Source organism: Candidatus Salinivivens marinus, from assembly GCF_965655845.1.
Lineage (GTDB): Bacteria > Pseudomonadota > Alphaproteobacteria > Rhodobacterales > Rhodobacteraceae > Salinivivens > Salinivivens marinus.
Genome location: NZ_CBFHHX010000010.1, coordinates 45284 through 57847, shown reverse-complemented (window position 1 = coordinate 57847; position 12564 = coordinate 45284). Strand labels below are relative to the sequence as shown.

The 12564-nt window shown below is 40.7% G+C and carries 12 protein-coding genes; 6 read left to right on the top strand and 6 right to left on the bottom strand.

The window, feature by feature from the left end:
- Positions 1 to 7: 7 nt before the first annotated feature.
- A complete protein-coding gene (locus tag ACTF5Q_RS09855; protein ID WP_438954447.1) occupies positions 8 to 1120 on the bottom strand; it encodes an ABC transporter ATP-binding protein in 1113 nt (370 codons plus the stop codon).
- Between the two features lie 90 nt (positions 1121 to 1210).
- Positions 1211 to 2380 (bottom strand): extracellular solute-binding protein, encoded by a 1170-nt coding sequence (locus tag ACTF5Q_RS09850; protein ID WP_438954446.1) that lies wholly within the window; start codon positions 2378 to 2380, stop codon positions 1211 to 1213.
- Between the two features lie 156 nt (positions 2381 to 2536).
- Here ACTF5Q_RS09850 and ACTF5Q_RS09845 point away from each other — a divergent pair, with 156 nt between their 5' ends.
- Entirely contained in the window at positions 2537 to 3607 is a 1071-nt protein-coding gene (locus tag ACTF5Q_RS09845; RefSeq protein ID WP_438954445.1) for a cobalamin-independent methionine synthase II family protein, read from the top strand.
- Between the two features lie 16 nt (positions 3608 to 3623).
- Here ACTF5Q_RS09845 and ACTF5Q_RS09840 read toward each other — a convergent pair whose 3' ends face one another.
- Both ACTF5Q_RS09840 and ACTF5Q_RS09835 read right to left on the bottom strand, forming a co-directional pair.
- Entirely contained in the window at positions 3624 to 4712 is a 1089-nt protein-coding gene (locus ACTF5Q_RS09840; protein ID WP_438954444.1) for a Gfo/Idh/MocA family protein, read from the bottom strand.
- Between the two features lie 7 nt (positions 4713 to 4719).
- Positions 4720 to 5436, bottom strand: coding sequence for a GntR family transcriptional regulator (locus tag ACTF5Q_RS09835; protein ID WP_438954443.1), 717 nt, complete (start codon positions 5434 to 5436; stop codon positions 4720 to 4722).
- Positions 5437 to 5540: 104 nt separating this feature from the next.
- Between ACTF5Q_RS09835 and ACTF5Q_RS09830 the strand changes: the two genes are divergently transcribed.
- The 4 genes from ACTF5Q_RS09830 to ACTF5Q_RS09815 all read left to right on the top strand — a co-directional run bounded on the left by ACTF5Q_RS09830 (position 5541) and on the right by ACTF5Q_RS09815 (position 10030).
- A complete protein-coding gene (locus ACTF5Q_RS09830) occupies positions 5541 to 6695 on the top strand; it encodes an LLM class flavin-dependent oxidoreductase (protein ID WP_438954442.1) in 1155 nt (384 codons plus the stop codon).
- Positions 6695 to 7585 (top strand): aldo/keto reductase, encoded by an 891-nt coding sequence (locus tag ACTF5Q_RS09825; RefSeq protein ID WP_438954441.1) that lies wholly within the window; start codon positions 6695 to 6697, stop codon positions 7583 to 7585. Before ACTF5Q_RS09830 ends, ACTF5Q_RS09825 begins: the two co-directional genes overlap by 1 nt.
- A 75-nt stretch (positions 7586 to 7660) precedes the next feature.
- Positions 7661 to 9004 (top strand): c-type cytochrome, encoded by a 1344-nt coding sequence (locus ACTF5Q_RS09820; protein ID WP_438954440.1) that lies wholly within the window; start codon positions 7661 to 7663, stop codon positions 9002 to 9004.
- Between the two features lie 15 nt (positions 9005 to 9019).
- Positions 9020 to 10030, top strand: coding sequence for a 2-hydroxyacid dehydrogenase (locus tag ACTF5Q_RS09815; RefSeq protein ID WP_438954439.1), 1011 nt, complete (start codon positions 9020 to 9022; stop codon positions 10028 to 10030).
- Positions 10031 to 10068: 38 nt separating this feature from the next.
- Here ACTF5Q_RS09815 and ACTF5Q_RS09810 read toward each other — a convergent pair whose 3' ends face one another.
- Positions 10069 to 11004, bottom strand: coding sequence for a 3-keto-5-aminohexanoate cleavage protein (locus ACTF5Q_RS09810; protein ID WP_438954438.1), 936 nt, complete (start codon positions 11002 to 11004; stop codon positions 10069 to 10071).
- Positions 11005 to 11050: 46 nt separating this feature from the next.
- Entirely contained in the window at positions 11051 to 11494 is a 444-nt protein-coding gene (locus ACTF5Q_RS09805) for a GFA family protein (RefSeq protein ID WP_438954437.1), read from the bottom strand.
- A gap of 185 nt (positions 11495 to 11679) precedes the next feature.
- On the opposite strand from ACTF5Q_RS09805, the gene ACTF5Q_RS09800 reads away from it, so the two are divergent.
- Positions 11680 to 12528, top strand: coding sequence for an urea carboxylase-associated family protein (locus ACTF5Q_RS09800; protein WP_438954436.1), 849 nt, complete (start codon positions 11680 to 11682; stop codon positions 12526 to 12528).
- The last annotated feature ends 36 nt before the right edge of the window (positions 12529 to 12564 follow it).

The window sequence follows — 12564 nt, the reverse complement described above, 5'->3', positions numbered from 1 at the left end:
CAGTACCTCAGTCAAGTGCCAGCGGGCCGCTTGGCAAAACAATCGCACTCTCAGCCGAAAAAGACAGCTCGATAGTAGAGCCTGGTATTAGATCAGATGTGTCAAATACACTTGGCACACTAAATCGAGTGCTTTTATTTTTACTCGATTTTAAATAAATATTCTTCAAATTTCCTTCAAATTCGATAGTTTCAATATCTGCAGAAAACTTATTTTTTGGAGCCTTGGTACCTTTTGCCAAACTCAGAGATTCTGGCCTGACAAAAATAAATACATCGTCTCCAACGCCGACTGGGTGTGGATCACCTACAGTTGTCTTACCAATAGATCCACTAAAGGAGGTGCCTTCAACATTCACCTTGGCGATGCCTTTGGAAACCTTTTCTACCTTTCCTGAAAAGGCATTATTTTCTCCAACAAAAGTTGCAACAAACGGAGTACTCGGAGCTTGATATACTTCATAACACGAACCCACTTGCTCAAGTTGACCATCATTCATAACGCCAACTCTGTCAGACATGGTCAGAGCCTCGCCTTGATCATGGGTTATGTAGATGAACGTAATTCCAACTCTCTGCTGTATTGCTCTGAGTTCAGTTCTCATTTTTTGACGCAATTTAAGATCGAGTGCAGATAGTGGTTCATCAAGCAAAAGAACTTCAGGCTCTACTGCCAGAGCTCTCGCTATTGCTACTCTTTGCTTCTGGCCTCCAGATAATTCATGAACTTTTTTATCGCCCTGTCCATTTAACGCTACCAAATCAAGCAATTCATCCGCTCGTTTGCGTCTTGCCTGCTTGCTTACGCCTCTAACCTCTAAAGAAAAAGCAATATTATCAGCAACAGACATTAATGGAAACAATGCTAAATTTTGGAAAATTAAAGATGTTGGGCGTTTATTTGGCCCAATGCCTGACATATTTTGCCCACCGATAAGAACTTTACCTTCAGACGGTTCAAGAAAACCTGAAACTGCCCTTAGAAGAGTAGTTTTGCCACAACCAGAAGGCCCAAGGAAACTAAAAAACTCACCTGCCTCTATTTTAACATTTACGTTTTTTGCGGCATAAAAATCGCCAAATGCGATTGATACGCCCTGGAGTTCAACGTCTGCACTCATTAATTCTATTCCTCAGTATATTTTGGATACCGATAAACTAAACGAGCGCCAAGCATAAACTTGGCGCCCGCTTATTTTTATGTTTACAACTTATGCCGTTTCAAATTTGTTAGCATACTCGGCGCGCGCATCTGCAAACCAAGGTGGCTCAGGTGGCCACGCGTTCAGTTTAGACGCTGTATCACCAGGATAAACGGCCTGAGAAATCGCTTTAGTTTCATCAGAATAGAAATCTGAAGCTCCGATAACAGCTGAATTATAGCCTATCTCATTAATAGTTTGCCCACCAACTTCTGGGGTAAAGCTATAATTAATTAGCTCATAAGCCTCATCAATATTTTCCGCCTTGGCTGAAAGCGTAATTCCGTCAACCCAGGCTAAAGCACCCTCTTCCGTTGTTTGATAAGCGACAGGCTCACCAGCTTTCATCATTGAAACAATTGGTCCATCCCATGTTTGTCCAACAACTACACCATCAGATGTAAAGCCTTGTTTCTGAGGATCAGCACCTGACCAGAATTTTACCAAGTTACCTTTTTTAGCAATACAGTATTCTGTAATTATTTCCCAGTTCTTGCGCATTGTGTCTTCGTCTTTGTAGGAAGACCAAAAATCCATTTTACCCTGATGATGCATCCAAATACCGCAGCCTGTCATCATTGAGTATGTTCGACCCATCATAAATGCGCCATCAATACCTGGGTTTGGTTCCCAAAGATCTCCAAAACTAGGAAGTCCATCAGGAGTCCATTTGTCGGTACGCCATGAAATTGACTCTGTGCCCCATAACTGAGGAACCCAGTGAGAGCCCTTACCACCAAAGTTCCAATCTCTTTCACCAACAGCGACCATTCCTGGGTTCACATTTCCGATATTGGTAATTTTGTTCATATCGAATGGAGCTAAAACACCAAGATTTTCCCACTGCAGCGCTCTCATATTTGTAGGACTTGCCAAATCAAAACCAGCGCCTCCACCTGCTTTCATTTTAGCAATAATTTCACCATTATCACCAATTTTTGTGTGATTTACTGTAATACCAGTTTTTGCTTTGAAATCTGCAAGTACTGAGTCAGGTAGATACTCCCCCCACATCAAAACATTCACCTCACCGCTGGTAGCAGCAAAAGCGTTTTTGACGAACATAGGAGCCACAGGTGCGAAAGCAGCTAGCGCAGCACCTCGCTTTATTAGAGTTCTACGATTGAACTCTTTAGCGGCCATCCCAGTGGATAGCGAAGAGTTTTTGTTCTTAGTCATAAATTTACCTCCAGGTTTAGTTAGTCGAGTAGTCCTTCTAAATCTTGTTACTAATAGGCATAAAAATCAATTAAAATTTTAAACTGGATACAAATTTTGAATAGCCTTTTTTGAAATTTGTAATAAAAAAGGATTTACAACCTAGACGGAATTACAATGCCACTCCCGCTCCTAACGACAACAATTGGTTCATTTCCCAAGCCCAAATACACACCCATAAGAGATTGGTTTGATATCTCACGGGAAAAAGGTGGTATGAATTGCGCAGAAACAACACGAAATTATGTAGCAGACCTTTCAAAAAATAAGGAAGAAAACGAAGAATTATTTGTAAAAGCCGCAAAAGAAGTGATCGATATCCAAATAAGAGCCGGTATTGATATTCCGACCGATGGAGAAGTCCGAAGAGAAAACTACATTCACTATCATTGTAGAAACTTGTCAGGATTTGATTTCGGTAAACTTGAACATCGAATTTTGCGAGATGGCGCTTATGAGACGGACCTGCCTGCCATAAGAAACGATATATCACATAGTGGAGCTGCCTATTCAGTGAGTGACTTTACAACAGCTCAAAAGCTATCATCAAAGCCCCTAAAGTTCACATTGCCTGGTCCGCTGACGATTATGGATACAACTGCAGATTGTTTTTATGACGACAGACCAAGGCTCAATAAAGTTTTGGCAGAGACGATCAATAAGGAAATTCTTGCTCTAGTAGACGCAGGTTGCAAGCATATTCAGGTAGACGAACCACTTTTTGCAAGACAGGTAAATGACGCTTTATCATTTGGTTTTGAAGGGATCGATAGATGTTTTCATAAAGTTCCAAATTCAGTAAAACGCATAGTGCATATGTGTTGTGGATATCCTGATCATTTAGACGATTCAGAATACAAGAAGGCCGACCCTCAGAGCTATATTGATCTTAGTTCGATGATAGATGATGCTGAGTTTGATCAAATTTCAATTGAAGACAAACACTGCTGCAATGATCTTGACCTTCTCGAAAGATTTAAAAAGAAGGCAGTGATTTTTGGAAGTATTGCCATTGCGTCGAGTAAGATCGAAACTTTAGACGAAGTAGTTAATCGCCTCAAACAAGCGCTTAGTCATATAGATAGAGAACGATTAATAGTTGCACCAGATTGTGGACTGGGCCTGCTACCACCCAACCTAGCCGAGGAAAAATTAAAAATAATGTGCCAAGCAGCGGCCATTGTGTAGGCCAATAGCGTTTCGGCTAATCAAACTCAACAGCACGGCCCTCTTTAGCGCTTTCCTGTGCTGCCATACCCATAATCACAGCTTTATAGCCATCCTCCAGGGTAACATCTGGCTTTTGAATTTTTCCAAGCACAAGATCTAGAAACCTTTTATGCTGATAATAAGTAGAACCATTGTGGTCACCGGCCTCAAGTAAAACTGGATCTACAGTAACCTCAGTAACCTTAGGGTCCATAGGATATCGAGGGCTTTGAATTACTAACGGCACTGGAGGGTCTCCTAGTTTTTTTGGCCAAAACCGCGAAGGACCAGGTATTTTTGTTTCGAGCTTCCCCTGAGGACCTACAGCAATTATCTCTTCTTGATACTTGGAGCCCTCTGCAAACATACAAAGTTCCAGCATTGCTCTTATACCATTCTCAAAATCTACAAGGACATAACCATTATCCAAAATATCAGGTTTTTTGCCATCATATATTTCATCTAAATGATTAACATTCTGACCCGCACTTGCCATTATCCGCTTTGGTTCTGACTTTGTTATTAACCGCATTAGATCAAAAAAATGGCAGCATTTTTCAACAAAAGTTCCACCTGAGTTAGTGTTGAATCTGTTCCAATCTCCAACCTTACACAGAAATGGAAAACGATGTTCACGGATAGTTAACATCTTAATACCACCGGTCACTGCCTCTACTGCGTCCATAAATGATGAAATTGGAGGCATATACCTATATTCCATGGCAACCCAAACAGGTGATTTGTAATCTCGAGCAAAATTTAAAATTATCTCTTTATCCTCAACAGCCGTGAAAAGTGGCTTTTCAACCAAAATAGGAAGGTTTCGCATTTCGGCAATTTTTCGCAGTTGTGGGAGGTGACAATGATTTGGGCTTGCTATGACAAGACAATCAAGATCTGAAAACTCCAATAACCCTTCCAGATTATCAGCAAATAAGGCCTCAGGGGCGACTTTTAATGCCGACTGTGCCATATCCCTATTTGGCTCAAATATTACAGAGATATTGGTTCCGGCCAGTAGTTTAATATTATTAAGATGCTCATGACCCATCATTCCACATCCAATAATTCCATAATTTATCATCTATTTCTCACTTCATCCTTTGGACATACCTTGACCGCGAAGTGTCAAACCATGTTCGAGAATATTCTACTGGATACTCAAACTGACCCCAACTTAGTCTTTCAACATACCCTGTTAAAGTGCCTCTATCTAATAAAAAAGCTTTGGGCGACCATGAGGGCACCTTTTCTAACGATACGTAGTCTTCAGCTTTTGAAATCCACAAACCTAAATGTTCACGATAATAATTATAAAGTGAGTCTGATAAATTTTTCCCTTGCACAATACCGACACTTTCATCTAACCAGATCTCCTCAAGGGCAATAACTAAATCATTTAAATACCTTAAACGCCTTACACGGGTGGCATTATCTGAAAGTCCAAATGCAATTAAATCTTTGGGCTTTCTCATCAAATTTACAGCTAATATATCGGCTCGTGGTAATCCGCCTCCGCCAATTAGCTCAAGCCTAAACATGGCGTAAACGCTTCCGTCCACATTGTTTTGCTTAACATAATTACCCGATCCATGAACGCGCTTCAAAAGTCCTAAGTCATCCAGACGGCTCAGTGCTTTTCTCAAAGTCATCACTGATGTTTTAAAATTTTTAGCCATTTGACGTTCAGGTGCCAAGCGCTCTCCCGATACGAGTCTGCCCGATGCAATCTCACGAGCTAAAAACTCTGAGATTTGTACGTATTTTGGCAAAGAATTTGGACCGATATTAAAATTATGCTCAATCAATTTTATTATCTTTCAAATTCAGTAAGTGTAAGATTGATATACTATTGATATACCTTTTTTCTGATGCTAGCAAATAGAAAGCCAAACAATAATTAGAGGTACCCATGAGCATTGTTCCAATTACTTCAGAAGATCTCAAGTCAAGTGAAGTTGCTTGGTTTTCCGCGTTGTGCTCAGATGACTATCAGTTCTTAGGTGTTCCCGATGGAAGTTTAAGATCAAATTGGGTCCACTGTTCGAATATCGTAAAAACGGCGGAAGCTCAGGGCTTCAGAAATGTCTTATGCCCGTCATCTTATCAAGTAGGCCAAGACACGCTTTCGTTTGTAGCAGGTTGCGCACCAATAACTAAAAGCATCAATCTCCTAGCTGCAGTGAGATGCGGAGAAATGCAACCGATTATGCTTGGTAGAACGCTCTCAACTCTTGATCATATGCTTGAGGGGCGACTTACTGTAAACATAATAAGTTCAGACTTTCCCGGTCAAACTGAACCTAGCCCATATCGTTATCAAAGATCACGGGAAGTTGTGGAAATATTGAAGCAAGCGTGGACACAAGACGAAATAAATTTTGAAGGAGATATTTATAATTTTAAGGGATTAAGCACAGATCCAGTTAAGCCATATCAAAATGGGGGTCCCCTATTATATTTCGGCGGCTATTCTCCAGATGCTTTAGAATTATGCGGGAAACACTGTGATATTTATCTAATGTGGCCAGAAAAAATTGATGAACTTAAAAACCGAATGAAAGCTGTCCATGCCGTTGCAGAGAGATACAAACGAACATTAGATTATGGATTAAGAGTACATATGATTGTCCGTGAAACCGAACAAGAAGCGAGAGAATACGCGGATTATATAGTTTCAAAGCTGGATGACGAATATGGTAAAATCATTAGGGATAGAGCGCTTGATTCAACCTCACTTGGAGTTGCTCATCAAGCAAAGAATAGAGAACTAGCAGACAAATACGGATATGTCGAAGAGAACCTTTGGACTGGTGTAGGACGAGCAAGATCAGGTTGTGGGGCAGCAATAGTAGGTTCAGCCGATCAAGTTTGTTCAAAATTGGAGAGCTATAAAAAAATGGGTATAAGAGCATTTATACTGTCAGGGTATCCTCACATAGACGAAGCTGAATATTTTGGAAAACTCGTGATGCCCAATATGGACACCTGCTCCTTACCCCACGCATATGGGCGAGTACCTAATGTAACACCCAAAACACCCCTAGGGACAGGAGAACGAGTCTGATGGAAAGAGTAAAACTATCTGAAAAACTTGAATTTAGTCGTTTAATTTACGGGATGTGGAGACTGGCAGATGACGTCGATACGTCAGTATCGCATGTGGAAACTAAAATAAACAAATGCCTAGAACAGGGAATAACAACTTTTGATCAGGCAGATATTTACGGAGGGTATACTGCTGAAGCAGTTCTGGGACAGGCTTTAAAGAAAAAACCAGCCCTACGTGATCAAATGGAAATTGTCACAAAATGTGATATCGTTATTGATGCCGGAAGACACTCTGGAGCCAAAGTCAAACACTATGACACCTCTAGAGAGCACATTCATGCCAGTGTTGACGCCTCACTCGTAGAAATGGGTATTGAATATATTGATCTACTCTTAATACATAGACCCGACCCGTTCATGAACCACCACCTTACTGGCGCGGCGCTCGATGAATTAGTAGCCGTTGGGAAAGTAGGTTCAATTGGAGCATCTAATTTCAGACCATGGGATTGGGAATTATTACAATCTGCAATGAATAACAAACTAATCACAAACCAAATTGAAATAAGTTTAAAAGAATTGGGTGCATTTACCAATGGGGATTTAGCATTTCATCAGATGCATGGTCATAGTATTATGGCTTGGTCGCCTCTTGGAGGCGGTGATCTGCTAACTGGCAACGGGAAAACTCAGGAAGTACTTGATGAAATTGCCAAAAAAAATCAGGTCGACCGTGCCGCAATCGCGGTAGCTTTCTTATTAGCACATCCTGCAAAAATCCTACCCATCCTGGGAACAAACAACATCGATAGAATTTCTTCGATCTCCGATGCGACTAAAGTAGAATTGAATCGCCAGGATTGGTTCAGATTATATGAAGCCAGCCTAGGACAAGAAGTCGCTTAAGCCATACTAAAAAAGATTTGAGCGGTCAGCTTTGGGTATGCTAGCATATAAAGATTGATGAGTCTGGGATCTTATATGACGTACAGGTTTCTGAAAAATGCAAGCGTTTGTATATCGTTTTTCTTTATAAGCACTTTGCCAGCGGTTTCTTTAGACCGAGTGTTGGGCCACGGAGGGCCAGTTAAGGATCTTGTTGTGTCTCCAAATGATCAATTTATGGCCAGTGTTAGCTTTGACTACTCCGTTGTTCTATGGGACACACAATCATTTCAGGAGAGCCATCGGTTACTGGGTCATGATGCGTCTGTAGTAACAGCAGCTTTCTCTCCCAACGGACGATTTCTAGCAACCGGCGGAGATGATTTCTACACACTCATCTGGGATATGAACGTTATTTGGGGTTCGGAAGATCCATCCCCTGCAGCTAAATTTTTACACAAAGGTAAAATTGCAAATATTACATTTTCTACTGACTCGAAATTGATGGCGAGTGCCAGTTGGGATGGATATATACGTGTTTGGTCCTTGGAAGATATGAGTTTAATTGCTGAGTTGGCTGGACACCTAGGACCTGTGAACGCAGTTCAATTTTTAAATGAAAATTCCCAACTGTTAAGTGCAGGCAGAGATGGTCACATCAGATTATGGGATCTAAAAGAAAAGAGAAATACCCGTTCACTTGTTAGAAATGGTTGGGGTGTCAACGTAATGCACGTTGACGAAAAACTCAGGTTTATCGCTTACGGAACCGCAGATGGCGCAATGAAAATCCAATCGCTTGACGAGAATGATATATCAGTCACAATGGCAAGCGGTAAAGACCCAGTACTATCTATTCAATATCATCCAGTTTTTCAAAAGCTTGCATTTGGCACCGCTGGTGGAAGAGTTGTCATTGCAGATATGGCAAGCAGTTCGGTACAAAATGATTTTCACATCACCGACGGTCCGGTTTGGGGTTTAACCTTATTTGAAAACGCGGAAAAGCTGGCAGTAGCAGGGCTGGATGATTTTTTTACTACTTTGCCGGTCGGTATTTCAGCAGATGACATAGAGGTAGAAATCCCAGCAAATAGGCGTTTCCATCCAAAATTGGCAACGATGGACAATGGAGCCCGGCAATTTGCTCGAAAATGTAGTGTTTGCCACTCGCTTGAGCCTAATTACAAAAGACGTGCAGGCCCAACACTTTATGGAATATTTGGCCGAAAAGCTGGAACAGCCGAGGGGTATACTTATTCTGAGGCTCTTAAAAATAGTAATTTGATTTGGGATGAGATCACTATCAGCGATCTTTTCGACCATGGCCCCGATGTTGTAACGCCGGGCTCCAAAATGCCAATTCAAGTAATTAAAAATGACAGTGATCTTAATGATCTTGTATTATTTCTGAAGATAGCAACCGCACCACAAAACTAACATCTAGGAACCCTTTTGAAGATAGTTCGAACTGACAGAGAGCTCCATACTCCTATGATTGATGCTAAAATAAAAGAGGCCGGTCATCAATTGGTTCTGTTGCCGGACGGTATTACTGAAGATCAATTAATTGAAGAGACCAGAGACACAGAACTTATTCTTATGTGTTACACTCCGATAACACGCAGAGTGATTGAAGCTGCCAAAAAACTAAAAGGCATCGTAAAATATGGGGTTGGAATTGATGCTATCGACATTCCAGCTGCCGCAGCCAAGGGCATACCTGTTGTAAATATTCCAGAGTATGCGGAAGAAACGGTGGCTGAGGGAGCATTTGCAATGCTCATCGCGCTTGCAAAGAAATTGCCAGCAATTCAAAATCAAATGGAAAACAATGGGTGGGCATGGCCAGAGCCCAAATGGCTTGGATCTGACATCGCGGGCAAGACTTTAGGTATAGTAGGTTTTGGGAAGATAGGGAAAAGCATGGCGCGTATGGCTCATAACGGCTTTCGTGCAAGAGTTATAGCATTTAGTCCTCATACCGATGACCATGAAATGGAAAAATTTGGCGTTACAAAATATAACTCTTTAAGCAAACTACTATCAGACAGCGACTTCGTGAGTATTCACAGTGTTTTAAATTCTGAAACTGAGAAATTAATTGGTGGAAAAGAATTACGACAGATGAAACCAAATGCTATTCTGATTAATTCGGCCAGAGGAGCAATAATTGATGAGCAAGCATTAATTAAAGCAATTAAAGAAAAGTGGATTGCGGGTCTAGGATTAGATGTTTTTAGCCAAGAACCACTGAATTCACGAAACCATCCAATGAAGGAATTATACGGCAGACCCAACGTTATCCTTATGCCTCATTTGACCTTCTACACTAAAGAGGCGATGGATCGCCTGGAAACTGAAACCCTCGAAAGAAGCTTTGAAATACTACAGGGTAAGAAAGTTTTAATAAAATCTTTAGACCCTCGTTTGCTTAAACAAAGTCATTCCGTAGTTTTCCAATGAATGTCACTTTATTCAAATTTTAAAAACCTATTCATAATTTAGAAAGCAACATGCCTACTGCCTTTAAGTTTCAACATATCCCGCACCTGGTTGGGTGTAGCGATATCAAGCGAAAGCTCCTCAAGAATATTTCGCACCTTAGTCACTTGATCTTTGCTAGATTGAGCCAACTTGCCAGGCTCTATCCACAGCGAGTCTTCAAGTCCAACCCGCACATTTGCACCTTGGGCTGCACCCATTGATGCTAATGTCATCTGATTTTTACCCGCCCCTAGAATAGACCATTGATAATCACTTCCGAACAAGCGGTCAGCTGTTCGCTTCATGTGCATTAAATCTTCTGGGTGTGCGCCAATTCCCCCCAACAAACCAAAGACTGATTGAATGAAAAATGGTGGAGATATTAAGCTTCGGTCAACAAAATGTTTCAAGTTATATAGATGTGAAATATCATAACATTCAAATTCAAATCTTGTTTCATTAGACTTACCGATCTTCAGTATTGTCTCTATATCTTGAAAAGTATTTTTGAATACTAAGTCCCGTGACTTCTCAAGGTTATCTCTTTCCCAAGTATGCTCAAACTCGCTAAAGCGATCGAGCATAGGATACAGCCCGAAGTTCATCGACCCCATATTTAACGATGCAAGCTCAGGTTTAAAAACTGAGGCTGGCATCATACGTTCTTCTACTGTCATATGCGGGCTACCTCCGGTAGTTATATTGATAACAGCATCGGTTTCCTTTTTAATTTTCAGTAAAATTCCCTCAAAAACTGCAGGATCCTGCGTTGGCTTACCGTTACTCGGATCCCTAGCATGCAGGTGAAGAATTGAGGCACCCGCGCCAGCAGCTAAAATTGCTGCATCAGCAATTTCATCAGGCGAAACTGGTAAGTATTTAGACATACTTGGCGTATGAATAGCTCCTGTAACAGCACAGGTGATAATGACGTTTCGTTTTTCTTTACTCATTTTCTCTCAATTGATTATGAAAATTCCAGATTTTAGATAGAGAAGCTTATGAATTCAGTATTTTTTCTCCAGTACCATTCCAATAACCAGTTTTGTAAACATCAGAGTTATTTGGAAAAGAAACAAAGTTTAGTGCTTCCTGCCACCAGATATTATCTTTTATTTCTATTTCCTTTCTCTGATCTAATGTACCCAATGCGATATGCCGAGCATCCATACTTGGCACTTTTATTCCAAGCTGTGTCCCACATCTGGAACAAAATTGATTAATCATTGGACGACCATGATCGGTGTTAGTGTCTTCGTAAGACTTCAAGGTATCACCAGAGATCTCTAAATCACTTTCGTTAAATAACACAAATGTCCGAAAAGCTGCCCCACTAGTAGTTTGGCACCAATTACAATGGCAACTGACTCTCCATTGTGCTTCTCCATGGACGGTATAAGTGATATTCCCACACTTACAGCCCCCAGAATATTTTGACGCCATATTATTTCCTCCGTTTGATTTCATAACTATTATTTCTGCAACTTAATCTTCAAAAACCCTACCTCGAAGTTAATTACAAATATCGAAATGAATAATTTAATTCGTACAATGTTAAATAACCGATGCATTTCGGCAATAAAAAATTAGTATAAGGTATAAATCAAGAACTTATGGAAATTATTTAAATGGCTATTCCAAATGATGCAGATAAACGAAAAGAAGTACGCCCTGTAATTTGCTATCCAAATGAAACTCTTCCAGATCCGGATCTACGTGAGCTCGACAAAAGTAAAAAAACTCTAACACTCATAAAAAAGATCGTCGTGGAACCTCGCGAAGGAGCCTGTTTTTCTGTGAAGTCCGGCCAGTTCTTTCGTATTATATCTTCAAAGGGTCCCCAGGTTGGTGATCTCAACCTATGGGCTGAAAACAATTTAAATGAGAAGTTTTATTCAGGTAAAACACGAGCACTTCACGGTTCTCATGTTAGTACTGGGGATAGGCTTTGGTCCAACTTTCCACAACTTAGACCAATGGCAACAATCACGGCAGATACTCTGGATTGGTACGGCATTGATAAATATGGAGGGTCTGTTCATGACGTAATCGGAACCAGATGTGATCCATATACAAACAAACTTCTTTCCGGCAGCGATTATGACAATTGCTGTCATTCGAATTTAACACGCGCACTTGCAAAATATATGAATTTGGAAATTTTCGAAGCAGAACAATTTGTGCACGATGTATTAAATGTTTTTATGTGTACTGGCTTTACCAGAGACACAGGACAATATTTCATGAAAGCAAGTCCGGTAAGACCGGGTGATTACCTAGAGTTTTTCGCTGAAATTAATTTAATTGTAGGTTTATCGGCTTGCCCCGGTGGCGATTGTTCGAGCAAACATTCCAGTAACGAGGCTTCTTGTTATCCACTTGAAGTTGAAATTTATGAGAACCTTTCAAAAAGAAAACTTTACAGAACTGAGCCTGTGCCTAATTCGTACTCTGGATGCCATGGGACTACCAATTAAAGTACAAAAAAATCAAAAAGTATTATTCGACGGGCC